At 55.9% G+C, this 26,873-nt stretch carries 21 protein-coding genes and 1 tRNA gene; 9 read left to right on the forward strand and 13 right to left on the reverse strand.

Translation table 11 applies throughout. The features are described 5' to 3' along the window. Positions 1 to 238 precede the first annotated feature (238 nt). Entirely contained in the window at positions 239 to 1,582 is a 1,344-nt protein-coding gene (locus tag BMI86_RS13080) for an OmpH family outer membrane protein (RefSeq protein WP_078541803.1), read from the forward strand. 4 nt (positions 1,583 to 1,586) lie between these two features. On the opposite strand, the gene BMI86_RS13085 is transcribed toward BMI86_RS13080, so the two are convergent. From BMI86_RS13085 to BMI86_RS13105, 6 genes are all read right to left on the reverse strand, one after another. Continuing rightward, positions 1,587 to 2,867, reverse strand: a complete 1,281-nt coding sequence (locus BMI86_RS13085; protein WP_078541804.1) for an integrase arm-type DNA-binding domain-containing protein — start codon at positions 2,865 to 2,867, stop codon at positions 1,587 to 1,589. Positions 2,868 to 3,156: 289 nt separating this feature from the next. Then, on the reverse strand, positions 3,157 to 6,120 hold the full coding sequence (locus BMI86_RS13090) for a DEAD/DEAH box helicase family protein (RefSeq protein WP_078541805.1): 2,964 nt from the start codon (positions 6,118 to 6,120) through the stop codon (positions 3,157 to 3,159). A 33-nt stretch (positions 6,121 to 6,153) separates the two neighbouring features. Next, complete coding sequence (locus BMI86_RS20995) at positions 6,154 to 6,543, reverse strand: hypothetical protein (RefSeq protein WP_143594797.1); 390 nt, start codon at positions 6,541 to 6,543, stop codon at positions 6,154 to 6,156. 12 nt (positions 6,544 to 6,555) lie between these two features. After that, positions 6,556 to 7,866: a restriction endonuclease subunit S gene (locus BMI86_RS13095; protein WP_078541806.1), complete on the reverse strand. Its 1,311-nt coding sequence runs from the start codon at positions 7,864 to 7,866 to the stop codon at positions 6,556 to 6,558. Beyond that, positions 7,863 to 9,884 (reverse strand): class I SAM-dependent DNA methyltransferase, encoded by a 2,022-nt coding sequence (locus BMI86_RS13100; protein WP_078541807.1) that lies wholly within the window; start codon positions 9,882 to 9,884, stop codon positions 7,863 to 7,865. The genes BMI86_RS13095 and BMI86_RS13100 overlap by 4 nt, the downstream gene beginning before the upstream one ends. A 99-nt stretch (positions 9,885 to 9,983) precedes the next feature. Further along, entirely contained in the window at positions 9,984 to 11,429 is a 1,446-nt protein-coding gene (locus BMI86_RS13105; protein ID WP_078541808.1) for a serine protease, read from the reverse strand. 206 nt (positions 11,430 to 11,635) lie between these two features. Here BMI86_RS13105 and BMI86_RS21000 point away from each other — a divergent pair, with 206 nt between their 5' ends. Beyond that, entirely contained in the window at positions 11,636 to 12,085 is a 450-nt protein-coding gene (locus tag BMI86_RS21000; RefSeq protein ID WP_143594798.1) for a hypothetical protein, read from the forward strand. Between the two features lie 77 nt (positions 12,086 to 12,162). Here the strand turns inward: BMI86_RS21000 and BMI86_RS13110 are convergent, their stop codons facing one another. From BMI86_RS13110 to BMI86_RS13125, 4 genes are all read right to left on the reverse strand, one after another. Next, positions 12,163 to 14,148: a DUF927 domain-containing protein gene (locus BMI86_RS13110; RefSeq protein WP_078541809.1), complete on the reverse strand. Its 1,986-nt coding sequence runs from the start codon at positions 14,146 to 14,148 to the stop codon at positions 12,163 to 12,165. Between the two features lie 111 nt (positions 14,149 to 14,259). Then, on the reverse strand, positions 14,260 to 14,685 hold the full coding sequence (locus BMI86_RS13115) for a hypothetical protein (protein WP_168173854.1): 426 nt from the start codon (positions 14,683 to 14,685) through the stop codon (positions 14,260 to 14,262). Positions 14,686 to 15,254: 569 nt separating this feature from the next. After that, positions 15,255 to 15,791 (reverse strand): hypothetical protein, encoded by a 537-nt coding sequence (locus tag BMI86_RS13120; protein WP_078541811.1) that lies wholly within the window; start codon positions 15,789 to 15,791, stop codon positions 15,255 to 15,257. A 76-nt stretch (positions 15,792 to 15,867) separates the two neighbouring features. Further along, the gene (locus tag BMI86_RS13125) at positions 15,868 to 16,170 is read right to left on the reverse strand and encodes a hypothetical protein (RefSeq protein WP_168173855.1); all 303 of its coding nucleotides are present in this window, start codon (positions 16,168 to 16,170) and stop codon (positions 15,868 to 15,870) included. A 965-nt stretch (positions 16,171 to 17,135) separates the two neighbouring features. Here BMI86_RS13125 and BMI86_RS13130 point away from each other — a divergent pair. The 5 genes from BMI86_RS13130 to BMI86_RS21005 all read left to right on the forward strand — a co-directional run bounded on the left by BMI86_RS13130 (position 17,136) and on the right by BMI86_RS21005 (position 22,591). Beyond that, positions 17,136 to 17,840, forward strand: a complete 705-nt coding sequence (locus BMI86_RS13130) for a hypothetical protein (protein ID WP_078541813.1) — start codon at positions 17,136 to 17,138, stop codon at positions 17,838 to 17,840. Further along, the gene (locus tag BMI86_RS13135) at positions 17,840 to 18,862 is read left to right on the forward strand and encodes a hypothetical protein (protein ID WP_078541814.1); all 1,023 of its coding nucleotides are present in this window, start codon (positions 17,840 to 17,842) and stop codon (positions 18,860 to 18,862) included. The genes BMI86_RS13130 and BMI86_RS13135 overlap by 1 nt, the downstream gene beginning before the upstream one ends. Positions 18,863 to 19,120: 258 nt before the next feature. After that, positions 19,121 to 20,167 carry a P63C domain-containing protein gene (locus BMI86_RS13140; RefSeq protein WP_210402722.1) on the forward strand — a complete coding sequence of 349 codons (1,047 nt, stop codon included), beginning with the start codon at positions 19,121 to 19,123 and terminating at the stop codon, positions 20,165 to 20,167. 146 nt (positions 20,168 to 20,313) lie between these two features. Continuing rightward, positions 20,314 to 21,834 carry a dGTP triphosphohydrolase gene (dgt, locus tag BMI86_RS13145; protein WP_210402723.1) on the forward strand — a complete coding sequence of 507 codons (1,521 nt, stop codon included), beginning with the start codon at positions 20,314 to 20,316 and terminating at the stop codon, positions 21,832 to 21,834. Next, complete coding sequence (locus tag BMI86_RS21005; protein ID WP_143594800.1) at positions 21,818 to 22,591, forward strand: hypothetical protein; 774 nt, start codon at positions 21,818 to 21,820, stop codon at positions 22,589 to 22,591. Before dgt ends, BMI86_RS21005 begins: the two co-directional genes overlap by 17 nt. 113 nt (positions 22,592 to 22,704) lie before the next feature. Here the strand turns inward: BMI86_RS21005 and BMI86_RS13150 are convergent, their stop codons facing one another. Next, complete coding sequence (locus tag BMI86_RS13150) at positions 22,705 to 23,523, reverse strand: HNH endonuclease signature motif containing protein (protein WP_210402724.1); 819 nt, start codon at positions 23,521 to 23,523, stop codon at positions 22,705 to 22,707. A gap of 356 nt (positions 23,524 to 23,879) precedes the next feature. On the opposite strand from BMI86_RS13150, the gene BMI86_RS13155 reads away from it, so the two are divergent. Both BMI86_RS13155 and BMI86_RS13160 read left to right on the forward strand, forming a co-directional pair. Then, complete coding sequence (locus BMI86_RS13155) at positions 23,880 to 24,278, forward strand: transcriptional regulator (RefSeq protein ID WP_078541817.1); 399 nt, start codon at positions 23,880 to 23,882, stop codon at positions 24,276 to 24,278. Between the two features lie 259 nt (positions 24,279 to 24,537). Further along, positions 24,538 to 25,059 carry a hypothetical protein gene (locus BMI86_RS13160; protein WP_078541818.1) on the forward strand — a complete coding sequence of 174 codons (522 nt, stop codon included), beginning with the start codon at positions 24,538 to 24,540 and terminating at the stop codon, positions 25,057 to 25,059. Between the two features lie 203 nt (positions 25,060 to 25,262). Here BMI86_RS13160 and BMI86_RS13165 read toward each other — a convergent pair whose 3' ends face one another. Further along, complete coding sequence (locus BMI86_RS13165) at positions 25,263 to 26,537, reverse strand: tyrosine-type recombinase/integrase (RefSeq protein WP_078541819.1); 1,275 nt, start codon at positions 26,535 to 26,537, stop codon at positions 25,263 to 25,265. A 162-nt stretch (positions 26,538 to 26,699) separates the two neighbouring features. Further along, a tRNA-Ser gene (locus BMI86_RS13170) sits at positions 26,700 to 26,789 on the reverse strand. Positions 26,790 to 26,873: the final 84 nt, after the last annotated feature.

The raw sequence follows: 26,873 nt of genomic DNA on the forward strand, positions 1-26,873 counted from the left end.
CCGTGCCGTGCGCGGAGCTTACCGACGAAAACTCAGGGACTATTTACTTTGGCTCGCCGGCCAAGAAATCCACAACGCGGCTTCAGCATTGAGGACAAGTGAGTTCCGTCACTCTTGCTTTCACTACCGCGCCACGCCAAGGTTGCACATTATTGAGCGGATCGAACATCAACTGAAGAACGGCTATCGGACAATTTGTTAGCGCATTTTGCCGTGCGATATTTCGACGGGGTATGATATGGCATTGATACTTTCATTGAGACGCTCTGACGATCGCACGATCTACGCGCACCTCGCCGCAGCGGAAGCAGCAGGCAACAAGGCTCTGGAAGAGGCCCAAGAAGATGGCACTCTGGCAGGAACCGACCACCGCATCAGCCTCACTCTAGCATCAGGCCTTCCTTGGCAGATCGAACCTGACGAAGTTGCAAACGCGCCCGCAGGCCAGTTTATTTTATTGAGGGCGGGCCTTACTTTCACGGGGCAAGCGAAACGCCAACAGAACCAATCTGAGAGCGTCTCATTTACCTTCCAACGCGCTAACAACCGCGAAAATAACTCGCTGCTCGACACTCTTTCACTCGATCCGGGCCCCCAGAGAGCGGTGATGAACGGTGCTGGGGAACAAGCCGTCTGCCGCGCGATGCATTTGGCACTCTCTCCTCTACTGCAACCCGTTGCCCCCGAGGACGGCGGCCTTATCCCAACCCTGAGCAATCTTTCCGACGCTTTCAGCACCACTTATCAACGGATTTGCGATGAACTTTCTGCTGCTATTCAGGCGGTAAGCCAAGAACGAACTGAGCAGATCAATGAGTTTCAACAAGAACGCGTCCGGCTTGGTGAGGAGATTTCAGCGGAACGCGATGCAATGCGCACGGATATGCAGGCCGAGATCGAAGCTGCGCGCGCCGAAATCCAAGCAGAGCGAAACGAACTTGAGGAGGAATGGAACAAGCTGGAGATCAGCAGCCATAAGGATGCACGGCGAAAACAGTTCCTGGAGCTACAGAGGGACCTCCAAGAATCTCTTAACGAACCAGTTGCAGATGGCAGCCTTCGAGCAATGCGGCTCATGGTCTTCTTTGCTTTGCTCGCCGCGGGTATCGTTGCCGGCATCTTTGCCTATGGCAGCATTGTGGAGGGATCGTCACTTGGAGCAAGTGGCTCCACCTTGGGGATGCTATTCCCTGCCGTCCGCTCCGTCCTACTCTCAGTCGCATCCCTCGCAGGCTTCCTCGGCGCCGCGGCGTGGATGAGATACTTCTATACGCGAGATCTCCAATCGATGGAGGAGTTGCGGAAGTTCCGCAATGATATGGCACGGGCGTCGTGGGTTATGGATGCCGCGCTGGAGATCCGCAAGGAACACGGAGAAGAGATTCCACCCGAATGGATCGCTGGGGTCACCGAGGGGCTCTTTGCCGCACAAAAGAAAGAGTCCCTTGAAGAGGGGGCACAGGCCCTTGCAGCCTTGATGGGGCTCTCAGCGTCGGCATCATTCGGCCCTCAAGGGACCTCGGTTTCATTCGGCAGAAGTGGAGCAAAGAAGCTCGCTGCGGCGGCTAAGGCAGAGGAATAGCACCTCAGCCGATCGGCTCCTCCCAGCGGCGACGGATCTCCTCCTCGATGTCGTTATCGTTGGAGAACCACTCGATCTCCCCGTCTGCCCACATGGCCCATTTCTCCATCAGCATCTCTCGCTGATACAGTAGCTGGGTCCGCTTGTAGGCCCTGACGGTCTTCGAGCCAGCGGCGTGGGCCAGCGCGGCCTCCGCAACATCATCCCGGGCATCGACCTCATCAGCGGCCCAAGTGCGGAATGCAGCGCGCATCCCATGCACTGTCGCGCCGGGGAAATGCTCTTGGAGCACCTTCCGCATCGTATTTTCTGAGATGGGGCGGCGGGCATTTCGGGGAGAGTAAAAGACCAAATCGTCACCTCTCCTACGCTCGTCACGCAAGCTGCGAATGAGATCGCGTGCAGACATCGAAAGTGGCACCTCGAACTCTTCTTTCATCTTCATGTGTTCAGCGGGGATCGTCCATATCCTGAAATCACTTGAGAACTGGCTCCAAGTCGCGGTCCTTACTGAACCCGATCGCGCCGCGGTCAATATCGTAAAAGCGAGCGCACGCGCACCGACGGTTTTCATCGGTCGAAGCTCGGCCATCAGCCTCGGGATCCGCTTATAGTCGAGCGCCTCGAAGTGGCCCGGCTTGTGCCGCTGATCGCGCATGAGGCGAGCCAAGCCCGTTCCCGGATTTCCTCGCGATCTGTAACCCCTGCCGCAAGCATGATCGAAAACTGCAATGATCCGCTGGAGCGTTCGCTTCGCAGTCACCGGCTTTGCGGTCCAAATCGGGTCCAGAACGGCTTCGATATCGTCCTGACTGATCTCTGCCACCGAGAGCTTACCGATGATCGGGAAAGCATATATTTCGAGGGTTCGGAGCCACTGCCCGATATGCTTTCCGTTGTTTTCTCGGTCCGCGAACTTCTTTTCATGAACCGTGCGCGCGAGCTCTTCGAAAGACAGCCCCTCACCAACTTTTTCACGGGTGCGCAGAGACGGGTTGCCCCCTGCCCTAGCGATCCTGCGAAGGTCGAGGGCTTTCTCGCGCGCTTCGGAAAGAGGAACGAGCTTCGCTGATCCGAGCCCAAGATCACGCCGCTTGCCGCGAACAGTGGTCCGGAGAAGCCATCTACGGGCGCCGGAGCGATCAACCTGCAAGAACAACCCACCGCCGTCTGCATGACGCCCCGGAGGCGCAGAGCGCACAAAAGCTGCAGTGAGACGCTTTTCTACATGAGGGCCGGATTTCACACGACGCGACCGATTCTCGACAGCCTTTGCCTCAGCCATATCCCAACCCTCATTTCACCCCACATCCTTATCGGAGAGGTTGCAACAATATGCAGTGGGCCTCAAGGCAGATGACCGAAAATAAAGGATGATTTCGCACCACACCTCAGGGAATAGCGATGCGATGGCGGAGGAGGTGTCCGGTCAACCAGGAAATTGGGTCACGTATACGGCAATAAAAACAACCGCTTAGGAAAGCCTCGCAGCATTGCGTGCAGCAAAATGTGCAGCAAATTGTGCAGCAGATTTCTCCCCAGATCGGAGCATTGGAGGAAGTGCTTGGACGAGGTCAACCATTTCGCGCTTGCCTCTGCGCACGTTTGAAGAAGTGACGTGTTGCTTGCTCGCGCGCGTCCTTGTCGGTCATGACGATATTCCTCATCTCGTTATCCTGCTGGAACATCTTCACCATCTGCTGGAAGAACGCCTGAGAAAACGCGTTGTAGACCACGTCCGCCGGATTGTTGCGCATCATCTCGGTCATGTCGTCATCCATGACGTCGCGGGTCACGCGTTCGAAGCGCAGGAAGTCTTCGCGTGAGAACTTGGTCCCGTGTCGATCGTTGAACGCGTCGATGATCTCGGAGAGAGAGCGTTCTTCTTCTTCCGTGTAGGAATTGGCGCCAAACTCCGAGATTGGCTGCAAGGTCGTGGTGTCGCCCGCAGTCAGGGACGCGCTTCCCTCCTCGCCTTTCTGAAGCTTGAAGGCTGCCAGGTTGAGCATGTCGTCCGATACCGTGATATCGGCTGGCACGTCGCGCGACGGGAGCAGGCGTGAGAGCCAAGAGCTGTAGGCGTAGAGCTTTTCTAGCCAAGCGTCGTTGAGGTTCACGACCTGAGCGACGAAGGCGTAGAAGCGTTGGAAGCTCTTCAGGAGCTGCCGGAATTCCTCTTTCTGCGCCTCATCCTCGTCGAGCAGGAAGCGTTCGACAGCGAGCCGCACGGTCCCCTCCAGAAACAGACGGTCCTGTTCGGTCAGGTCACCCTTGAAGAACTGATCGGCAAAACGCTCGATCTCTTCCTTGTTGATGTAGGTCGAATTGGAGATCCGCTGTTCGAGATCGTAGACCTGATTGAGATCCGTTCGTTCTTCGAGGGCCGTCGCTTCGAAGAAGGGAGCGAAGGCTTCCTTGATGTCCTCCATCGTGTTCTGGAAATCGAGCACGAAGGTGCGGTCCTTGCCGGGATAGGTCCGGTTCAAACGCGCGAGGGTCTGCACGGCCTGAAGGCCCGCCAGCTTCTTGTCGACATACATCGCGACCAGTTTCGGCTGGTCGAAGCCAGTCTGATATTTCTCGGCGACTACGAGGACCTGATAGGCATCCGTGTCGAACTTCTTCGGCAACTCGGTTTCGGCGAAGCCGTTCGCCGTCGCTTCTGTCCACTCATTCCCATCGACCGTCAGATCGCCGGAGAACGCGACGAGCGCCTTGAGATCGGTATAGCCCTTGCTTGCTATATAGTCGTTCAGACGCTGCCAATAGCGCAGCGCGTGCTCACGGCTCTGCGTGACGATCATCGCCTTCGCCTTGCCCTCAAGCTCCCGCGCGACGTGGCGGCGGAAATGCTCGACGATGACCTCGACCTTCTGGTCAATCGCTGTCGGGTGTAACGAGGCATAGCGCGCGACGCGCGCTTGCGCCTTGCGGCCCTTGAAGGCCGGATCGTCTTCGATCGTCTTCTCGAGTTGATAGTAGGCCTTGTAGGTCATGTAGTTCTGGAGCACGTCCAGAATGAACCCCTCCTCGATTGCCTGGCGCATGGAGTAGAGATGGAAGGGGTGCGGTTTGCCGTCAGATCCGATGCGGCCGAAGCGCTCCAGGGTCACGTTGCGCGGGGTCGCGGTGAAGGCAAGGAACGAGATGTTCTTCTGCGGGCCGCGCGCTTTCTGGAACGCCAGCACGAGGTCCTCGATATCCTCGGGGGTGGTATCATCGCGTGTCAACGCGTCAGTCATCGCCTGAGCCGCCTTCCCGGACTGCGAGGAATGCGCCTCGTCGATGATCACCGCGAAGTTCTTTCCGGCCTGTCCCGAAATCGTCGCCAGATGCTCAGTGCCGAACTTCTGGATTGTCGTGATGATGATCCGCGCACCCTTGATGATCGCGTCTTTTAGATCGCGGGACGTGCCGTCGATCTTCTTCACCACGCCTTCGGTCTGGGCGAACCCACCAATGGTATTCTGCAGCTGACGATCCAGCACCAGACGATCCGTCACGATGATCGCGGTGTCGAAGAGGGGCTGATCGTTCGCGTCATGCAGGTTGATGATCTGATGCGCGGTCCAGGCGATCGTGTTCGACTTGCCCGACCCTGCACTGTGCTGGATCAGGTAGTTCTGCCCTGGGCCTTGGGCCTTGGCGTCTCCGAGCACCTTGCGCACGGCATCGAGCTGCTGGAAGCGGGGGAAGATCAGCACCTCTTTGCCATCGCCGCGCTCGAGGTGAATGAAACGCCCGATCAGATCGAGAAGCACTTCGCGCGAGAAGACCGCCCGACCATCGGGCAAGTCCTTGTAGAGATAGGCGACACGGTTCTCACCCGGCACGTCGGGGTTACCGGCACCGCCATTGCGCCCGCGGTTGAAGGGGAGGAACCGCGTCTTGCCGTTCATCAGCCGCGTGGTCATCGACACATTGTCCTTATCCAACGCGAAATGAACGATAGCACCGCGCTTGAAGGTCAGGAGCGGTTCGCCTGCGGGCGACCGATCCTTGCGATATTGCTTCTCGGCATGTTTGACGTTCTGGCCGGTCAACAGGTTCTTCACTTCAAGCGTCGTGACCGGAATGCCGTTGACGAAGATCACCAGATCAAGGGCGTTCTTGTTCTTCGCCGAATAGGTCACCTGGCGCATCACCGAGAGGATATTCGCCTCGTAGAGCCGCGTCAGATCCGGGTTCAGGTTCGAGGCGGGTTTGAAGAAGCACAGCGCAAAGCGAATGTTAGGCACCAGCTTGATGCCCTCGCGCAGCACGACATGGGTCGGATGTTCCTTCAGCGCCTTGTCGAGACGTTTGAGAACCTCCGCTTCGGCCTGCGCGCTGTAGTGATCCTCCAGCACCTGCCAGGCCTCAGGCTGCGTCGTCTTGAGGAAGCGAAACAGCAACTCGGCGTCGAGCGCATGGGCGACGTCATAATGGGATGCGCATTTGCGTTCGATATACCCCTGTTCGGAGGTCAGGCAGGAGACGATATGCGCCTCGAAGACCTTCTCCTGGTGTATGTCGGCGGTGGTGTGGGTGTTAGTCATTTCTGAAAAATCTCTTCGCACGCTCGGCGGGCACTATCCCTTTGGAGATATTATCTTTGGTTTCGGCTTCACTTCGACAATAACTTTGGACATGCGCTGTCTCTGCTGAACATCGCTCTCGCGCTCTTCGCGTGGAGCATTTTCTTTTTGTTCCGAAAGCTTGGCATGATTTTTGGCCACCCTTTTCAAGCGTCGTTTCTCGTTGCTAAGAGCACGTTTCTTCGAAATGTTAAGAGGAGCGGACTTCTTTGACTTCTGTTCTTTTTGCTCCCTACGCCGCACCGCTTCCGCAGATAGTCGCCGAATGCGTTCTGCGCGTGTTTCACCGGTCTCCGGGTCGACGCCCGTCTCGGGGCGCGAGAACCAGCTCGAGCCCCATCGAACGATGGTAGAGCCACCTAGATAACTACCTTTTTTGGACATTTGCGCCTCCAATCACGCTCCCATCTCCTCTTGAATGGCATTGAGCTGGCGGTCGGGCGTGCCGGACTTGGCGAAGGTCATTACATTGATCTGACCCGTGACAGCGGCGGCTATCAGGGCGGAGCGGTATTCTTTGAGGCGGTCGATTGAGGTGTTGATCTTCTCACCCAACACAAGAACTCGTTGTCGAGTTGCTTCGATCTTCGCATTGATCTCTCGTTGTTCGCCCATCGACGGAACCGGAAATGGCATCTGTTGGAGGCGTGTGACGTAGATATGCTTGATCGTCGTTCCGCCTGCCTCGAACACCATTCGATCCTGATAGCGTCGAGAAAGCAGGATGTTTGCTAGGAACTCGCTTGTGACGCGGTTCTTTCGCGGTCGAAGCAAGGCGACGGATTGATTGATACAGGCGAGACGACCGTCGTGAATGGCGACACGACCCAAGGTGCCGTCCTTCGTAAGAAGCACATCGCCCTTCTTCGGGCGGCTCTTGTCTGTAAGATCGTGGTCGAATGCGTGCTGAGATGTATGACGCGCCGTTTCCCACAAGATCCGACCATAGTTAACATCATTTGCGGTGAGCAAGAACGGGCCTTCATCTTCGGTGGGCATCGGGTTCGTAAACCCGTAAGTGATCCGCTGAAGTTCCCATCCGATACGGCTGAGTTCCCACGAATACGGCATGCGGCCTAACCAGTCCACGCCTGTCTCGACAAGGTCGCTCTCCGGTCGGTCGATCTGGAACACAATACCCGAGACTTCGGCATCGATGCGCTCGTTCCATAACGCCACCAACCGCTGCTTTTTCTCGATCAGAAGGTCTATTCTTGCGGTCTCACGGTCCAGAAAGTCGGCGATCTGGCGTTGGGTCGCGAGGTCGGGGAGTGGGATTTTCACTGCCCGCAGTTTATCGCGACCAAGTTCTTGGAACGTCGTCCCTTGTCCCGCTGACTGCAGCGCCGGTTTCGCAGAAATGATCGCCCAATAACCAAACTTGGTCAGCACCTTTTTTGTCGGAACCAGGGCGCGACACCCTTGGTTGAAACACATCGGTTCAGCGGCAATTGCCGTGTGACCTATTGGTGCGCGGATCGAAAGCACGATGCTACCAGCAGGGACGATCTGCGTTCCGCAACTGTCCAGACCCTTGCGAGTGATAGACCGCGCGCCAGAAGCGATCTCTGCGGAGTCGTTCTTTCCTAGATCAGCAGGGGTGACCCAAGGTATATCCCCATCCCACAGTTCTTCGTCGCCGGACTTGGGCGTCGCGCCATTTGCTACGCGAAACACCATGCCGATTGGAACGGTGTCGAAACTCACTCAACCACCTCCTGCAGCAGACCTGCGATCTCTGCTTCCAGTGTCTTCAACTCGGCGTCGATCTCCTCGAGCGGACGAGGCGGGACGTATTTGTAGAAGTAGCGGTTGAAGTTGATCTCATATCCGACACGCCCGACGCCGCCATCCTGGGCGTCGGTGTAGCTTTCGTCCACCCAGGCATCGGGGACGAAGGGCAGAACCTCGCGCTGCACATAGGCGCGCCAGTCCTCGTTCAGCGGCACCAGCTCGTGATCGCGCAGATCCGTGTCGGCTTCGGGGTTGCCGTTCTTGTCAGTGCAAATCTCGGCATCTTCATCGCGTTCGGACAGCGCAGAGAGAACCGCCTTCTTCACCGGCGCCCCCAGCTTCACGCCAGCGGCCCGCAGAGCGCCACTGAGCGCCCTCTCGAGCTTGTCGCGGGATACCCAGCGCTCCCCTCCCAGAAGCCCCTCCAGCACCTCCAGAACGCGCGCCTGCTCATCCTCGTCGAGCTTGGCGAAGGGCTTGGCCTCGCGCAGGGCCTCCAGCCCCTCGGGTGTGACCGAGAAGGCGAGCTTGAGCGGCCGTTCGACCCGGATCTCGCGATAGCCGAAATCGGTGGCGTCGAAGATCTTCGACACGTCAGCCCAGTCCGAATTTCCGTTGAGCATGTCGTGGTAGATCCGTGCGATCTCTTCGGTGGCCTCCTGCGGGATCTCGCGACGCTTCGAGCCGAGCGACTTGCGCATCGATTTCCAGAACCGCTCGCCGCTCGCATCGATCAGCTGCACCTTGCCGCGCCGGTCCTTGTCCTTGCGGTTGGTGAGCAGCCAGACATAGGTCTGGATCCCAGTGTTGTAAAAGAGGTCGGTCGGCAGCGCGATGATCGCCTCGACCCAGTCGTTTTCTAACATCCAGCGGCGGATCTCGCTCTCGCCTGAGCCTGCCCCGCCAGTGAAGAGGGGCGAGCCGTTCATGACGATCCCGATGCGCGAGCCCTGCTCGTCATTGCGCATCTTCGAAATCATGTGCTGCAGGAACAGGAGCTGCCCGTCCGAGATCCGGGGCAGGCCCGCGCCGAAACGACCCTCCATGCCGAGATCGGCGGCCTCTTCCTTGATCGGGTCAGCGTATTTCTTCCAGTCGACCCCATAGGGCGGATTGGAGAGCATGTAGTGGAAGCGTTTGCCTTGGTGCGCGTCCTGGGTCAGCGTGTTGCCGAAAGCGATGTTCTCGGGATTGTGCCCGGTCACCAGCATGTCGGATTTACAGATCGCGAAAGATTCCGGGTTCAGCTCCTGGCCGAACAGCTCGACCCGGATGCGGTCGTTGAGATCCTTCATCTCCATCTCGGCAATCGAGAGCATCCCGCCCGTGCCTGCCGCTGGATCATAGACCTGCCGGATGACGCCACTGCCGGTCAGAGCTTCCTTGTCGTCGACCAGGAGTAGCGAGACGATGAGGCGGATAACTTCGCGTGGAGTGTAGTGCTCCCCGGCTGTCTCGTTCGAGATCTCCGAGAAGCGACGGATCAGGTCTTCGAAGAGGTAGCCCATCTCGATGTTGGAGATGGCGTCCGGATGCAGGTCGATCTGCGTGAAGCGGTCGAAGACCTGGTAGAGCAGCCCGGCGTCGTTGAGGCGCTTGAGCTGATCGGTGAACAGGAACTTGTCGAGGAAAATGTCCCGGACATTGCCCGAAAAGTTAGTGATATAGTCGATCAGGTTTCGGTGGATGTCTTTCGCATCCTGCCCCTTAAGTGAGGCGAAGGTGAAACGGGACTTGTTGTAGAGCCGGATGTTCTGGCCGACGACGCCGGAGAGAAGCGTGTCGCGCGCGTCATCGTCCATGTCCGCGGGCAGGCTCTCGGCCATGGCGAGCACGTCGGGCTTGCTCGCCTCTAGAATGCAGTCGAGACGGCGCAGGACCACGAAAGGCAGGACCACCTTGCCGTATTCGGATTGCTTGAAGTCGCCGCGAAGAAGTTCTGCGATAGACCAGACGAAACTGCTTAAGCTCTTGATGTCGTTGTTGCTCATAGACCCCTCGAAATTCACGCGCAGGATGGGAGTAGGCATCCTTGGGTGCAAGAACAATTCGGACGATCAGCCGCTGCAGCCCCTTCCAAGCGCCCCCCCCTATTCGCAGGTGATGAAATGGGTAACGGACGTCAGAATCTTGCCCATCTGCTCTGGAGCTATCTGTTCGCCTGCGTCGCTCGTCTGAGGCGTCACACCGTTCTGGTAAAGAAACAGCTTCGCAATCTCACCCCGGATGGCGAAGTTCACATTCTGCGGGATGTCCCCAATCGCGTCCTGCACCAGTTTCGCGTCTAGCTTCGATACAACGACCCCGACGACATGGCCATGTGCATCGACGACCGGACCACCCGAGTTCCCTGGCTGAACCGGCGCGGAGATCTGCATACGGCTGCCGTCACCTCCCAGCCCTTTGATGCTTGTTACTGAGCCGCGCGTGACATTCAGGCCGCTCAGCAAGCCAGCGAGCGGATATCCTGCGATCGTGACATCTGCGTTCAAGCTTGCAGGCTTGGCCGCGAAGGTAACACTCTTTAGGCCGGTGACGTTCTCGACCTGCACCAGTGCGAGATCGAAATCCTCATCCTTTCCAATCAGTTTTGCGGGCGAGCCGTCCACGGTGATCTTACGACAATCCCCTGCGACGTGATTGTTGGTCAGAATCTTTCCGTCTGGAGCGACTGCGAAGCCCGTGCCAGTTCCGCCCTCGTCTTCTCCAGGGAGAGCGGGAGGCTTTTCACCAACAGTGCCCTCGCCAACTCGCGGCTTAGGGCTGAGATCCTTGGCCTCATCGAGGAACGCCATAACCCCAGTGTAAAGCTCGCCATACTCCGGAAGATCCAGTTCAGTGCCTCGATGGGGGAGAATTGACGCCGTAACCAACGCCAAACGACCAGCATCGCGATCTTGGGCGGACACAAGGATCGTCGACCACTCTCCAACACGTATGCGATCAGAGCGCACGTAGAGTGTCTTGCCTCCAGCTACGCGAGCTGACGTAATCAGCAGATGATCTTTGCGCACCGTGTATAGGTTAGAAACTGAGGTATCGAGCGCGTAGCGGTGCATAGCAACTGCTCGGCCGATATCGCCTGAAGTCAAAGAGATCGACAACGTCGAAGCGCTGTCGTCGAAATCGAGATTGAGACCGTTCGCGCTGACATGCGAAGACATAGTCTTCTGTGGCGACAGGAAGGATAAATCGGCAAAATCGAAGTAGTAGCGTGACCAGCCACCATCCGAGATCGTCTTAATCTCATCGACCACCAAAGCCACCGGCGCGAGGTTGGGCAGTTCGCCTGCGCTAAAGTCGATGCCGCTCTTCCGAGCGTAGGCCTGTAGAGCGCTCGCGCTTCCGGCTCCCCATTTGCCATCGATCATACCCAAGTAAGAACCGTCTAGTGCGAGAGCCGCTTGAAGAAACCGGACTTCCTGGGCGGTCAGATCACTGGCGCGGAAGGGCTCGACGAGTTCGCTTCTTGTCCAAGCACTCGCCGAACAGACCCACATGAATATCAGAAGACCAGCACTTAAAAGTGCACGCATCGAATAACTCCGCCAATCCTAGATAAGAATGGCTCAGCGCCTGTGTTCGGTCAAGAACACCGATCATTCAGACCTCCGGGGCGAAATCATCAAACGCAGAAATGCGCACAGCCAATCCGCAGAAATTGCGGCTGATATGCCGTCGCCGGGTTGTTTAATTCGCGATCTTGGCGCTAATTCATCGAGCAGCCAAGTTTGGAGGGTTAATGAGCAAGCGAATTTCAAAAGTAATCTTGATTGCAACAACGGTCGCATTGTCTGGTTGCGCCTCACAGAGCATGTTGCCCTCAAGCAGCGCAGAGGCGGATTTCTCAGCAGCTGAGGGGAAGGTAGGCTGGTCTTCCTATCGAGAAACCGCGCTCTTCCGCAATGCGAGCGAAGAACAAGTCTATGACGCTGCGAAGTTGGCTCTAGGTGAAACTGGCTTTGCTCTCAGATCTGCCGACAGATCAGCTCGACGCGTAACCGGCGAACATGGCATCACCCTCCACGATTGGAATGTGATCGCTGGCATCTACTACAAACCGACACCGGCTGGCATCCGTGTCCTCGTGCAGGTCGAAGGTTCGAAAGACACTGGCTTCAGCGGTGATGTGACCGGAGATGGTTGGACCGGGAAAATCATGAGTAGGATGCGTCAGCATATTGGACGCTGAACACCCGCCACGGGCAATCGTCGCTTCGAGTGGGGAGGGCCAAAGAGCCCTCCCACGTCTTCACGAAGATCGCGTCCTCAGACTTCCTTAAAAGACATCACGCGGCTCACGTCGACCGTGTAGAGGCGCGGCCGACCGGGGATAGCGCGCGGCGCCTTACGCTGGAGGCGCCCCTCCTCACCGGGCACCAAGAGATGAAGCTCGACCATGCGCTTAGCCGCAAGCGCCCCTGCTTCGGCCGGGAAGAGCTGTGTCCAGGTTTGCGAGGTCAGATAGGCTTTTGTCATGTCGCGCCATCCCTCAGGAGCGACGCCCGAATGCGCCCCATCGACAAGCGGAAGGGTTGTGAGACTCGCCGTCAAATATTTTTGCAAAGCCTTCACGTAGCCAGCGCCATCTTCCAGCACGTCGACAAAGCGCCGATCATACCAGTCGAGGAATGCGCGCGTGGACGCACTAGTCGCGTCACCTTGCGCCCAACCCGTGAGTCGAAGGCGCGTCGCAAGCTCACCCGCGATAGCAATTGCTGCGAACCTCTTAGCGACGCGAGACACTTGTCCATCGATCGTTAAGGGAAGCGACGATACCATGCGCTCAGCGCTTGAATTGACCATCCTGCACAGCCTGTCGCAGTCCCGACCAACACCGCAAGAAATGATCTGGTGAACAAACTCCCGACCGGCGCAACCGAATTGTTCGCGAACCGCTTTCTGAACGACCCCAGAAAACGCCGCGCCATCACCTGCGCCGTGGAGAACATCAAACGCACCATATGCACAGCAATCAGCTTCGATATCGACCAAACGCACCTCGTGACCCGCCATGGCTGTGAGGCGCGCCTCTGCGAGCTTCTCCTCGATGCTGATTTCCCCCGACGAGATTAACGCCAAGCGCCAACGAGCTTGCTGAGCCAGCTCAACATCTTTGGACATCCGGGTTTTGCCCACACCGTTTGCGAGCATGTAAATGGCGTCATAGAGGCTACGGGCCGGGATTTCAGCAAGCTCATCGAGCGCCAGCAGCATGTCGTTGCGGCGCGCAGCAATCGCCTCAAGACCGTTGCTGGTTGCGCGCCACTGGCCAATGAGGGTTTCGCCGCCCCAGACCGACGCTGCCAGCTTAAGCATAGTCGTCTTCCCTGAAGAGGACTGACCCCGAAAATGCAGACCGCCACCGCCGAGCCCAAGCAGCGCAAGAAGCGGACCAGCGAAGCTGAGCGAGACCGCCAAGATCATCAAATGGTTGCCGGCGCAGAGTGAAGCAACGTCACGCTTCCAGCCTTCCACCGAGCCCGCGGTAGTCGTAGCAGACCCCTCCAAACCCACCGGGAGGATTTTGGTTTTGCCTATCGCAGAGTCGCCGATGACGAATGCCGAATAGCTTTCATCCACCCACCCCGCCCGTGTCACCGTCCGAAGCCGCTCTTCAGGCTTCCAGGTCTTGAGCAGTTCAATGACCTGCTCCTTGGCCTTCTTTCCGCGCCCCAGCTCGAGACCACTATCGACCAGGGTTGCGATCACAATCTGAGGCTTCGATTGCAGGTCGGAATTAAGAACCGAAGTCTTATGCCAGTCGCCATCAGCATTTTTCACGGCAACGACCTTGCCCCACCCCCTGCCTTCTCCATTCGAAAAACTAGCCTCGACGCGGATCGGCGAGCAAACGGAGATCGGTTCCGCATCGCTCTCGGCCATGTAGAAAAGGCCATCCTCTTCAAGGTTGAAGCCCGGCGGAATTGAAGCGCTCGACGAAGCGACCGGTGCAGTCACATCTCCACCTGCGACATCGAAAGGTGCTTTGGCCGCCTGCTTAGCTGCTCCCGCTTTTGCTGCGTGAAGATCGATGACCTTCTGAGGCTCCTCTTTGGCACCTTCCTCTACTCCAACCGGACGAGGTTGGAGTTCGATGGGAGGCCGAGCATCTGCTTCCGCTGCGAGCTCATCCAAATTCGCGCGGTCAGCAGTTTCGGAGAACACGGCCCCCTGCCCTTCGCACTCAATACCCAAAGGCAGTTCCGAGATAGAGCAGCCGGCATGATCGTTTTGTGAGATGTGGTCTTTCATATTTTTCCTTACTGCTCGCTTCAGAGCATGACGGGGTCGTTCACAGCCTTGAGGCCATGCCGGACGGTTCAAAAATGAAGGAATTCTGGTCGGACGCAGCGGCCCGGTGGATCAGCTAGCGGCGTTGACCGGAGCAGTAGAAAGGTTCGCAGGATGCTGTCCGAGACGCCTGGACTCGTAATCTGCCCGGACCAGTTGCGTCATCGCTCTACTGGTCCACCAAAGTTGGTTTTCGCTCATCAGGGCGAGCAAACGGGCGGTGAAGGCGAGATCTTTCGAGAGATACCCTTTCCAACCGTTGCCTTCATAAACGAGCTTTGACTTGAACTGGCGAGCACCGCGACGACCGCCGACATAGCCGACTGCCCGACGCATGGCTTCCGCGACCGATTTTCTTGGAATGCAGCCATCGATGTATATCCCATGGAGGTGAAGCCGATCGGTGTCCCTTGTAGCCTCCAGGACAAAGGTCGCCGGAAGCTGGCGGAGATCCTTTGAATTGAGCTGTGCGTTAAGCCTCTTGCTGACTTCACGCATCGGCTGCGGCTTTCGCTTCAAGAGAGCTTCGAAATCCGGCGCGAGGTTCAGCGTGATTGCTAAGCCTCTGTTGAACTGAGCGAAGCGGAAAATCTCCCGCCGACGCTCTTGCGAACTCAGCCTCTTCCAAGGGCGTAGGACTGGGGAACGAACAGAACTGATAACTGCTGTGCGACGCTTCGGTGGCATGTGTCTTCTCTATGGTCTGGGTTGTGGGTTGTTGGAACCGAGAGTTTCGGTCGCTTGCTTGGTAGGGATTGAGAACGATGAGCACGCCATACGCTGTCGCTACTCGCTACTACTCGCTACTACTCGCTACTAGACAACGATTGGGCACCCTCAACGAAGCCCCATAAATTCAAGGGACTTCAGGCGGTTTCGCGCATTAAGTGTATGGACATTATTCCCCATCCTGCCGCGCATGCGATCAGGTCGGAAGCTAGCTTTGTCCTAGGAGTTAGCGGGCCGAGCTTACGGTCAGAGGCTCCTTCGCCCCCAGTGCCATCTTAGACCGTGGGACCGTGGGACCGTGGGACCGTGGGACCACATCACTCGGACCATTAGCAGCCTCAAGCTTTCCAAGTCGGAAAACTCAGCCTCAGTTGCTTGTCGAACTCATCGAGCAGCTTTCTCAACCGGGCCGCTTCTTCAAACGCGCGCTTGCGGGCATCGGGATCGCTAAGGTCAGAAGCCTCAATCTCACCAATCCGCGCTTCGATCTCCGACTTCTTGTAGTCCCGAATTTGGATTGCCAAATCTCTGGCCGCCTCGATCAAGCAACCGACCGTAACTTCAGCACGGCCGAGAGATGTCCCCTTCGATGAGCCGAAGGGATTGCTGTGGCCACCCTCCTCTGAAGGGCTTTCAAGCGTATCGAGCGTCACAGCTTCCGGACCGGAGTCATCTTCAATCAGTGGAGGAGAAATTCCACAGAGCTCGAGCGATTGCGCAAAAGATGAACCAACCTGCTCATCCACGGGAAAGAACTCGTAGAATGGCTTCTGAAACAAGTCGCTTGGCGATGACGGCTTCTTCAGATCCTCCTGTTTCTTCGCCTTCTGGCGTTCGCGGTGGAGCCGCACCTTCTCAGCATTCGTTAAGGCCATGACGATTCTCCTATCAAGCAAGGTTACGGTTACACAAAAACCGACACCGAGCGCAATAGGAAAAATGCACGATCCGTCAATCGGCCGAAGAATTCCGTGTCCGGACGATCGCTCGGAGCCTCTCACACTCCTCTTTGGCTTTAGCGAGGTCACTGCGGAGCCGAACATTTTCGTCGAGCAAATCGCGTTTTGTGGGATGAAGAAGCCATTGGACGAAGTTGTTCCTAACCGCCCTCTCGTCACCGTGGTCTCGATCAAACTGCCACGAGACGTATTTGGCCTGCAGCATCAAGACGCCGCAAAACGCGAGTGCGAGCACAGGGGCAACAAACTGGTAGATTTCCATCGACATCCGGCCTTGCTCCTCGATCAGGATCAATGTGCTTAGGAGTTCAGCATGGAAGTCGCGACCTGGCAACACAGGACTGCGCCGCCGGCAGCCAGCTTCAAAAAGGTTAGCCCTCCGGCCGAGCATGCCTCTTCGTGAGGTAGCTAACTAGCTCATAAGCTAGATGGCTATCTAGCTCACGACCCAATCAACATATCAAGGCGGAGGACCGGGGCGTTTAGCTGCTTCGGAACAGGCACGCCCGGCGCAGCAGATACTCCGGGTATACGATACCGCCTCTACTTGCGTCGCATGTCAGCCGTCTGCTGCTCAGAACTCGCTTCGTCTAAGTAACGCCTTGGAAGATCACCCAGGACATCCCGAACTTGTAGCCACCCGTAACACTTCCTGAGCATCAACACGCATGTGCCAGAGAGAACGCCGTGGATCGAGCTGCACTTTCCAATGAAATTCGGCCGCGTCGGTTGCTCCATCCAAGTCGTTCGAGCTCGAAATATGCGAATGTCACGCGCAGCGAGCAGCGCTCCGTTCGATTGCCGACCAGACTATTTCGATCCACTTCACCATGGTGGGTGAGGAAAAATCGATTTCGAAGGCCGTTTTTGTCAACTTAACGTAAACCCAATCAGGAATAGTCTAGGTATTATTGGGCGAATTCGGCAGCTAAGGGTTTACGCCGAGGCATCATTGAAGCGCCAACTCTCCCAAAACGTAAAGCGAATTGAGCGTTTTTGCCTTATTTTCGTCAGCTAAACTTTACGTTTTTCGGCTCTAGCTTTACGTTTTCTTTCCGATTGAAACTATCAGGTTAAGTGCAGTTTACGCATGCGAGCCGATCGAAACGCACATTACAGAGCGATTTCGCACCGTCATCCCTGACGAGACACAAGATCTCTGACTGGCCGCAAAAATAGCCGCTCCGATGTAAATATGGCTGGCGCAACAGCGCAACTTTGGCAAAGTATCTTCGATGTAGTTTGCAAGATCGTCGAGCGATGCACTTTCGTTCGCCACCGGAGTTTGAGCCCATCGCCTTTGACCTGAACGAACTTGAAGCACGCATCCAATTATTGGATTGGCGCGATAACGAGCTGATAGCGATCACCAATCAGCTCGAAGATGCGTTTCCATCTCTCGTCTCTTCGATCGAAAGCCACATCGCCAAGATGTCTGCAATTCGAGTAACCCGGGCCCAACTGCGCGCGAAAACGCTTGCCAAAGAACTTATCGAACCTTGGGCAGAAGAACAGTGTCGGGAGGCGCTCGCTCGTGCTGAAGAGAGCATATCGACGCTGGTTGGCGAGCTAGATTTGAAATCCGATCTCGGCGACCACCTTCACGCCGCACTCCCTGCCCTCCTCGGTGTGGGAACTTTGACCGTCTCGGTAGCAAGCCTGCCAGCGGTCGTGTCTTTTGCAACCGTCACCACGTCGACCTTGGTATTCTTTTCGACGTCGGCCGTCAGTGTGCCCCTTCTCCTGGCGGGGGGCGTCGCTCTCACAGGCCTATCTCTCGCCGGCATGAAGGGCGTTGACTATGCTCTCGACAAATCTCGCGCTCGGCTCGCGCAGCGTATCATCAACTTGGCAAACGCCGCCGTTTTCGGGGTTGGCCTGCCGGCCGACTCTCCGTCCCTTATCACGAAGCTTCAGGCTTTTGTTTTGAAAGCTGGCGCCAACAAACTCGAGGAGACCACCTGATGCCATTGCTATATGACGTTCCCGCTCATCTCGTAAGCTTGGTCAATTCTCAACAAGCTTCGGTCGTCGGGGCCATCATCAAGGACACGGCAACCGGGAAAGTTCTCGGCCATGTTCAGCAGACTTCCGCATTGCAGCAGCTCATGCAAAGCGCGATCGGCTCAGCCGGTTCTGGCGGCTTCTCACCTCTCAGCGTAGTTTCGGTCGTCCAGAACGAACAGTTGAAGCGAGGCATTGCTGATCTGCAGAACAGCATGGTGCTCATGCAGAACCTCCAATATGGCACGCTGGCACTTTCCGGGCTTGGCCTAGGCGTCTCTATAGCCGGGTTTGCGGCCACCATTGCCAAGCTGAACGCGATTGAGAAGCGCTTGGACGCCCTGTCCGAAGAGGTTGCTCTTGTTACATCCGAGCGTCGCGAGGATGACCTGAAAGCGACCTTTGCCGACGTAGGCGCGGACCTTCAGAATGTTGACACGCTGATTGATCGGCGAGATCCCAAGCGCGTTGCAGAACAACTCCAGCTCTCCCTCGCCCGCTCTGCGAGACGGATCGAAGTTCACTTCATGCGCGACGCCGACATCGAAAAACTCGAGTCCCTGCCGATGGCGCAACTTGACCGCATATGGACGCTCGCCGCCGCAATCCGGCTTTGCCAAGAGGCAGCTATTCAAGCTCTCTTTGCAGCTGACGAACTAGAAGTTGCGCAGAAGCTAGCGCGCTCAGAGCTAGAGCGACAGATGGCGCTACTGGAGCAACTCAACCCGGACGCTTATAGCCGGCTGATTGGCCGGAGCGCTGGCGAGAATGACGATGTGGGAGCACTTCGCCGCGAAGCTCTGTCGCAAGCACGCCTGCTTACAGATGGGCTCAAAGGCGGAGTGCTCGGCCTCGCCAGCCAGATCAGCATCGCGGAGACCCTTCATCATGAAGGGATCAGCGGGATCGAGTATTTGCGGGCGGCAAGCGAAACTGACGAAGCGCCGCTGCTTTGTCTGACCGCTAGCGCGCACGTGACTTGAATGACTTCGCAATCGGGAGATTTCTAAATGCACTCGCAGCGGCAGGCGGTCCAGTTCGTAGCGGACAAGGCAGAGGAAGCCTTCTTGAGAGCGCGGTTGATCTAAGCGTGATGCCGCCTAAGCATTCCGTCATGGGAGAATTTTGTGGGAGCGATGTCGACCATTGACAGAGCCTTGCTCGCTCATGCCACTATGCTTGCAAGTCCTTTGAGCAAGCATTATGCTTGCATCAACTTCAAGCAAGCATGAGGCCACAGCGTGACTAACCAGAACCCCAAATCCAAAGGCGGACAGGCGCGCGCACAGGCACTGACCGCGGAAGAGCGGAAGGCAATCGCGCGTCGCGCTGCGGAGGCACGGTGGTCAGCAGATTTGCCTGAGGCCTTTTATGAAGGCGAGTTCGACCTCGCTTCCGCGCAACTTGGATGCGCGGTTCTCGCAGATGATCGGCGGATCATCACTCAGGCATCATTCCTGCGTTCTCTTGGACGTGCCAGGTCTCCGAAGGCAGGAACGGGGGTATTAACTACAGCAGATGAAAAGCCCTTCTTTCTCCAAGCCGAAGTGCTGCAACCTTTCGTAGATGAAGACCTTCTCAACATCTCGAAGCCTGTGTTCTATCGCACCAAGAGCGGTGGGAAAGGCGTTGGATACAATGCGATCGCGCTGAAAAGAGTTGCTGAGGTCTACCTCAAGTTTCGAGATCAAAGTCTTCAGACGTCGGGCAAGGTCCCCGCCCGCTACGAGAAGATGATCCATGCGGCCGATATGTTGATCCGTGGCTTGGCAGAGGTTGGGATCGTCGCGCTCGTCGACGAAGCGACCGGATATCAGGACGTGCGCACCCGGCGCGCGCTTCAGGAAGTCCTTGATGCTTTCCTACTCAAGGAGCTGGCCGCGTGGGCGAAGCGCTTCCCTGACGACTTTTACAAGGAGATTTACCGACTGCGCGGATGGACTTGGCGTGGGCGCGGCGTAAACCCGCCACAGGTGGTGGCGAAATACACAACTGACTTTGTTTATGATCGTCTGGCGCCGGGGATTACCGAAGAACTCCAAGCCCGCATGCCGAAGGCCCCATCCGGAGCCAAAAGGGGGAAGTTGCACCAACTTTTGTCCGATGACGTCGGACACCCCGCATTGGCACAACACCTTCATGCCGTGATCACCCTCATGAAGGCATCGCCGGACTGGGAAACCTTTAAGCTTTTGCTAAACCGTTCTCTTCCCAAACGCGGTGCCACGCTTGAGCTACCCTTAGGCGACACACCGGGCACCAAGCCACGCGCCGGTGAGCGAAAATGAAGGCATGCCCCGCAACCTTCACAACTTGCGATCTTTTCGCGACCAATGCACCTAAGCTCTAGATGAAGTCGACGTTGACTTCTATACTACTACCCATTGTCAAACATGAGCTTTAAGCCAAGCTTCAGCGGGGAGTGCTAGCACAGATGATGGATTGGGACTGTTTGCTGAGCGAGAAGCGATTCGCAGACTTGCTGGGGCGCGAGAAACCTAAGGACAGACCGTTAGGACCTGCCTTTGCACAAGGTCAGTTTCGTCTACCGCAAGAACGCGACCACGATCGCATCCTATTCTCGACGCCCTTCCGTCGGATGGGCGACAAGACGCAGGTTTTCCCCTTAGAAAGCATCGAGAGCATTCGAACCCGCCTGACTCACTCTTACGAAGTTGCCAATTTAGCCCGTTCGCTTGGCCTGGAAATCGCTCACACGCTAGCAGAGAAGCTTCCGAAAGACGCTTCCCGATCGATACCTGCAACGCTTGCAGCTGTCGGCTTGGCACACGACATTGGCAACCCCCCATTCGGGCATCAAGGCGAGTTCGCAATTCGGGCGTGGTTCAAAAGAAACGAAGATGTGCTCTTTGGCCCACCGAATGACACGGAACTCTCGGCGGAGGCTTCTGATGTCAAGCGGCTCACCAAGCAACACAAGCTAGATTTCTTGCTCTTCGAAGGAAATGCACAAACTCTTCGCGTTCTAACCAAACTTCAGGTTATTGGCGACGATCTAGGGCTAAATCTCTCGGTTGGAACACTTGCCTCGCTAATGAAATATGTGGCGGCTTCAGATGCGACCAATGAAAATGTTCAAGCACGAAAAAAGGTCGGATACTTCGCTTCTGAAAAAGACGTCGTCGACCGAATCCGAATAGTAACTCAACTCCGGGACGATGCTCGGCATCCACTCGCCTTAATCATGGAGGCCTGCGATGACATCGCCTACTCCGTATTGGATGCCGAAGATGCCATTAAGAAAGGGCTGGTCTCGCTTAACGACTTGCTAGCAGCGCTAGAATATCACCCTGAAGGAGAGGAAAAGCTCGACGGTGTAACAAAACACCTATGCGAAATTACTCACTGGGAATTGGACACCCTACGAAAACAAAAGCTACACCCGAACGAGCTTCAAGACGTCGCAACCCAGAAGTTTCGCGTCCATGCAATCCATCTGATGGTCTCTGCAGTGGCCGAAGCCTTCAGAAACAATTACGACGCAATCCTCTCTGGAGCCTTCCAAGGCGAATTGATCAAGGAATCCGCGGCTTCATCTCTCTGCCGCGCGCTAAAAAAATTCGATCGCGAAAACGCTTTCAGCCATAAATCCGTTCTTGAAGTTGAGCTCAATGGGTTCAATGTGATCAATCGCCTTATGGACTTTCTTTGGATTGGAATCAGCCAAAGAGTTGATTACGAAGAACTCTCGAGTGATCGAAAAACGCCATTCGCAGCATATGTCTATAGTCGCATTTCGAAAAACTATCGACGCATGTTTGAAGGTAAAGTTCGCCAATACCACAGCGATCCTGGCCTACCCATACGCTACAAAGAGATGCAGCTTCTTACGGACATGATTTCGGGCATGACGGACGGATTCTGCATTGATCTTCACCAAGACCTTGAACAGCATTACCGGGCAATGAGAAAAGTCGATGGAACGAGAGCTTGAGAGCAAGGTTCAATATTTTTTCGCATCGCGATATCGTGGTCGTGAAGATGTTCGCGACACTGTGAGAGAGCTTCGTAGACACGGGCGCTTAGTGTTGGTTGGCGGCATGCTGCGCGACCTCGCTTTGTTCGGAAACACAGGTTTTAGGTCGGACTTAGACTTTGTGATCGCCCCATACGATCTCCGCAGTTTTGAAAAATACATGACGGCAATTGGTGCCCGTGTGAACCGGTTCGGTGGCTATGCCCTTCCATCCAGAAAATGGCAGATAGATGTTTGGCCGTTAGAGCGAACATGGGCGAATGTTGCCGGCCACGCCAAGGTGCGCACCGTTGGAGACCTTCGGAGAGCTACGTTCTTCAGATGCGACGCTATTCTATATGACCTTGATCATAGAAAACTAAAGACAACTCCAGACTATTTTGGAGAGCTGAATCAAAAGGTGCTTGAGATAAACCTTCGACCAAATCCAAACCCTAAGGGTAATACTGTTCGCGCCTTCAGATACGCTTTAATGAAAGGGTTTCGTTGGGGGCCTCGCCTCTCCGATTTTGTAAACGAGGTTCTCGAGCGCGAAGGCTGGAACGAACTACTTGAGTCGGAATGGCACTCATTCCACACGCAGCACCTTGAGCGTATTCGCTTCGAGAAACTGAGAAAAGCGCTTCAAGCCCATGTTTCCGAAGGACTGAACACTCCCTTTGACGTAACGAATTTCCTGCGAAACGTCCAGCTCGCGCTACCCAATCTGCACTAGGTGCAACGCTCTAAATTCCTACGCCTGCCTCAGCAGTTCAACGCAGAAGCCCCCTCTAGCCGCAAACCAAAATATCTGAATTACGCAATCAGATTATCAGACACGCTACCAGATCATGTTTGTTCGCGAAACGCCTTCCAATGTATGCCGAAGTGCGCCTCTCGATGGCAATTTGGACAAAGGGCAGCGGCATTTTCCAGAACATCCATACCGCCTTCAGACAACGGGATAATATGGTGAACTTCCAAGTAGGCCCCGCCAGAGATCCTCGTAAATGGCGCGCGTTTTTTACAATGATCGCAAGTGCCGTTTGCTTGATACAACCTTTCAGCTACAACGTCGGGATTCCGGCTGTAAGCGACGGTCTTAACGATACGCCTCATTGGGACACTAGAGGCATTTTTGAGCCTATTCTGACGCGCCTCTGGAATATCCTGAAAGGAGGCGTCTACTCTTTTCTGGAAGCTTTGGGAAAATAGGTCCTCAGCAGAATAAACACTTTCAGGGAGAAGCCTCTCATATTCTGCGCATAGTGCTTTCAAGCCTGGCCTATTTCCGCCATTTTCAAGAGCCTCGTAGTAGTCTATGTGCGCTTTGGTCGACTTAATTGCATTCAGAAGAAAAGACACTCCAAATTCTGAACCGATTTGATCGAAAAAAATACGCGTAGTTAACAAATTCAACGTTCTATGATACAATTCACCTTTGAGCATCTGCGCTAAGTTTCGGATCATGTCGCTTGCAGAGGCATTATTTACTTCAAACTCTTTAGCTAGGATTTTACGCGCCTGTGCCTCACTAATTTCTCCTTCCCAAACTCGCACAGCCTGCTTGTAAGCAGCTAAAGCCTCTGACGTTCCAATTGTTCTTGCCACATTGTTCCCTTCTAAGCTTCTGCGCACAGACGCTTTCTTGCTGACGATGTCTAACACACAGCCTTCCATACCAGAGAAATCGCTTTCGGCAGAGCACGTAAATTGTGAAGTCTCATTCGCTCCATGAACTTCCCTCCTGAGGCTGACCATAGAGCGCAACGCTTTTGAATACGTGTGAAGTGCCGTCCGTCGCGCCATCGCGTAGTGGAACAATCGACCAAGAAAGCACTGCAACCTCCATTTTACCCGGAGGGTTCGTTCTTTCTCGATCTCTGAGCACCCGACGCTTCCCCATCAGACAGGTCGCTTATTTCTAAGACTTCGACATCCCATCTTGAGCGATACACTCCCCACCCGCTCGTCAAACACTCAAGCGCTACGGTCTCTGCAGCACCATCGAAAGAGATCAATAAATGAAATACCCCTTCCAAAACAGCGAAGCTGCGAAATTCATGCGTGATCGGATACTGGCGCTTGGGCACCGCAAGACCCAAGCGGAGATTGCGATCGAAGCTGGCTTCGTCAACGCGAACATGATGTCTTTGCTCAAGGCTGGCAAAACCAAAATCCCGCTCGATCGCATACCTTCATTAGCACGCGCACTTGAATGCGACCCCGCCTTCCTCATGCGCCTTTCTCTTGAACAGGCCGTAGGAAAGACGGCGGCCTTAGCGATCGACGAGATTTTCGGGACGGCCGTGACCGAGAATGAGCGCGGTTGGCTCAATGAACTCCGCGAAGCCTCCGAGAACAGCGACCCTCGGCTCACGGCGAAGTCTCGGAATGCTCTGCGGGCAATTTTCGGGAAATGATCGTTGCGGACCAACGGCTGATCCCACCCTAGCAAGCAAAAGATGGATCGCCCCGTTTTAATAGCCCTCGAGCAATTTTTCTGGAGACCTCGCCCCGTTCCCCGCAGGCGGGGCAGGCCCACGCCCATTCCTTGGAAAGCAGACCGACGTCGAAAACTGATCCGCATAGTAATTTTTTCCTTGTCGGCGCCCTTGCAAATACCACCCTCGCATCCATCTGTGATTTCTATCGTCACAATCACATTACGAGGTAGTTCGAATGGCCATGAGCGCTGCTGAGCGTAAACGCCTGCAAGTCGAGCGTCAGCGTGCGCGTGCGCGCCAATCTGTTGATCTTGTTCAACCGATATCTAAACCGCCTCTCGGAGAGTGGTTAGAGAGCAATGCCCAAGAGGAGCTCTGGCAGCACCTTGTGATGTGCTATGATGGCATGAACAGGCAGGCGCCGGACTTTACGCAAGACACCGATCCAGTCTCCGCCTCGGGTGCCTTTGAGTTCCCGACAACACCTGAAGGCGCACCAAGCTATACCGGAGCCTTGGGGAGGGCGGAGCTCGAAGTGGAATTGCTGCTTGAAGCTGCAAAGACCCTCGCGAAACTGATCAACCGCTACAAGCGTGAAGCAATTTCCACCAGGCTTTCGGAAATCGAAAAGCAAGACCTTACAGACCCTGACAAGCGCTCAGACGGCTTGCAGCAAGCCGTCGTCCTGTCGAAGGCGATGGACAAGCTCGATCGGTCAGTTCGGACCGACGTCCCGCAATGGCAGCTCCGAGGTTAACTCCATGGAGCCATTGCGAATATGCAGCCGTCAGAGAAACTTGAGTGTGAGCGCGACCGTTTGGAAAAAGCGCGCGATACGCTCGCAACGCTTGTCACAGAAGACACCATCTTCCTGCCCTTCTTCATCCGGATTGAGAACGAGCTCACGCGCTTGAACTCTGACTGCTCTGCGCTCGAACGCGCGAGACAGCTTGCGCAAGCTCAGAAGGCCACGCGCTGAATGATCGCGTGCGCCATCTCGAGGGACGCACCTGCACCATAGCGCTCCCGATCTAGAGCGTGTCCCATGAGATCTCTGCGGACACGCTCATCCACCCCCGCCGCCAAGAGGCGATCCTCAAAGGAGTGTCGAAGGCTGTAGAGAACGTGGTCTTCGGTTTCTCGCAATCCGTTTTCTCGCAAGAACTTGTTGATCGTCGCAGACAGGCCTGGCTTGTCTCGATATCGAGGAAATCCGTCTCGACACTCGCGCAACGCATCCAAGCTAACTCCAGCGAGGGGAATATCTCGCTTGGCATTTCGCGTCTTGAGCTGACGTCCATCGGGACGGATCATCACATAGGGGACGGCACCTTCCAAACGAATGTGCTGTGGTAGAAGCGCCGCTCCTTCGCTCGGGCGATAGCCTGTGTTGATCATTCCGAGCAGGACGCAACGAGCTTCGACATTGAGACCTGCGAGGGCGCCATTCGCGAGAAGCTTGTCACGTATCCAATCGCTTGAAAATGGAGGCCTGAGTTCTGCCTCATCTTCTTTGAAACTCAATCCACCGAGCGGCAGATCAAGCTTCAGGCGCTTGAGCTCATTGACACGCTTGAGCACCTTTCCGAGATAGGTCAGATCCTTGTTCGCGGAGTTCGCGGTTAACCCTTCCCGCTCGAGCCTATCTGCCCACCATTGACGGAAGTCGAGCATATCGTCGCGAGTAATCTCATGGATCGGCTTGTCGCCTATAACCTCAACGAAGTTCTTCACCGCCTTTATGACCGGATTGCGAGCGCGACGGACTTGATCCTCGCTCTTTCCCCTCATCTCATCAGAGGTGAGCTCCCAGAAAAGCTCCAGGGCGCGGCTAACCTTTAGGCCTGGGTCAGGCAACGTGCCCAGTAGAGCGCGACCTTCCTGCGCTCTCGTCTTTCGCCCTTTCATCGAAATCGCTTCAACACGCGCGATGATATCAGACACGGGTCCGGCGAGCAGATCTTTCGAGGACAAATAGTCGAACCCCTTAGATCCCACTAACGTTCGAGCTGCGTCTAGCTTCAGCTCCGAATTGGCACCTCCGCAGGCAAGCAATGCTTCCCACTCCGAGACCTGCTGTCTCCACGCGGCTCCACCCCTCTCCCCGGCAACAGACTTCGAGTCCGTATCAAGAGAAATCCAAACCGTCTTACGGCTTTCGACCGACGCATATTTCGTTGGAACACGCTTCACGAGGTAGAGCTTTTCCCCTTTGCCCCTAGCCATTATCGACATCACGGATCTCCCCCATCACAACCCTCAACAACCGCAAATGTGCAGCAGTTTGTGCAGCAAAATGTGCAGCAAATCGGCATAGAAGACCTGAGCCGCTCGCGCCAAGTTCATTATTTTTTCTAGGAAAACAACTGTCTACGCACATTCAACGCTTGCAGCATATGGCGGAGGAGGTGGGATTCGAACCCACGGTAGGCTTTCACCTACGTCGGTTTTCAAGACCGGTGCATTAAACCACTCTGCCACTCCTCCGACCGGCTTCGCTTAGACCGCTTCACGCGATTCTGAAAGTCTTGCGCGCCGATTTCCGCGCGTGGGCGTTGGGGCAGCTTTTCA

The organism is Thioclava sp. DLFJ5-1 (assembly GCF_002020115.1).
Lineage (GTDB): Bacteria > Pseudomonadota > Alphaproteobacteria > Rhodobacterales > Rhodobacteraceae > Thioclava > Thioclava sediminum.

Coding starts and splice junctions, on each gene's coding strand:
- BMI86_RS13135 (WP_078541814.1), top strand. CDS start 17,840: ATGCCATTGCTATATGACGTTCCCGCTCATCTCGTAAGCTTGGTCAAT.
- BMI86_RS13130 (WP_078541813.1), top strand. CDS start 17,136: ATGCACTTTCGTTCGCCACCGGAGTTTGAGCCCATCGCCTTTGACCTG.
- BMI86_RS13115 (WP_168173854.1), bottom strand. CDS start 14,685: ATGCGTGAAGTCAGCAAGAGGCTTAACGCACAGCTCAATTCAAAGGAT.
- BMI86_RS13100 (WP_078541807.1), bottom strand. CDS start 9,884: ATGAGCAACAACGACATCAAGAGCTTAAGCAGTTTCGTCTGGTCTATC.
- BMI86_RS13090 (WP_078541805.1), bottom strand. CDS start 6,120: ATGACTAACACCCACACCACCGCCGACATACACCAGGAGAAGGTCTTC.
- BMI86_RS21005 (WP_143594800.1), top strand. CDS start 21,818: ATGGAACGAGAGCTTGAGAGCAAGGTTCAATATTTTTTCGCATCGCGA.
- BMI86_RS13160 (WP_078541818.1), top strand. CDS start 24,538: ATGGCCATGAGCGCTGCTGAGCGTAAACGCCTGCAAGTCGAGCGTCAG.
- BMI86_RS13080 (WP_078541803.1), top strand. CDS start 239: ATGGCATTGATACTTTCATTGAGACGCTCTGACGATCGCACGATCTAC.
- dgt (WP_210402723.1), top strand. CDS start 20,314: ATGATGGATTGGGACTGTTTGCTGAGCGAGAAGCGATTCGCAGACTTG.
- BMI86_RS13165 (WP_078541819.1), bottom strand. CDS start 26,537: ATGTCGATAATGGCTAGGGGCAAAGGGGAAAAGCTCTACCTCGTGAAG.
- BMI86_RS13110 (WP_078541809.1), bottom strand. CDS start 14,148: ATGAAAGACCACATCTCACAAAACGATCATGCCGGCTGCTCTATCTCG.
- BMI86_RS13085 (WP_078541804.1), bottom strand. CDS start 2,867: ATGGCTGAGGCAAAGGCTGTCGAGAATCGGTCGCGTCGTGTGAAATCC.
- BMI86_RS20995 (WP_143594797.1), bottom strand. CDS start 6,543: ATGTCCAAAAAAGGTAGTTATCTAGGTGGCTCTACCATCGTTCGATGG.
- BMI86_RS13120 (WP_078541811.1), bottom strand. CDS start 15,791: ATGGCCTTAACGAATGCTGAGAAGGTGCGGCTCCACCGCGAACGCCAG.
- BMI86_RS13155 (WP_078541817.1), top strand. CDS start 23,880: ATGAAATACCCCTTCCAAAACAGCGAAGCTGCGAAATTCATGCGTGAT.
- BMI86_RS13105 (WP_078541808.1), bottom strand. CDS start 11,429: ATGCGTGCACTTTTAAGTGCTGGTCTTCTGATATTCATGTGGGTCTGT.
- BMI86_RS21000 (WP_143594798.1), top strand. CDS start 11,636: ATGAGCAAGCGAATTTCAAAAGTAATCTTGATTGCAACAACGGTCGCA.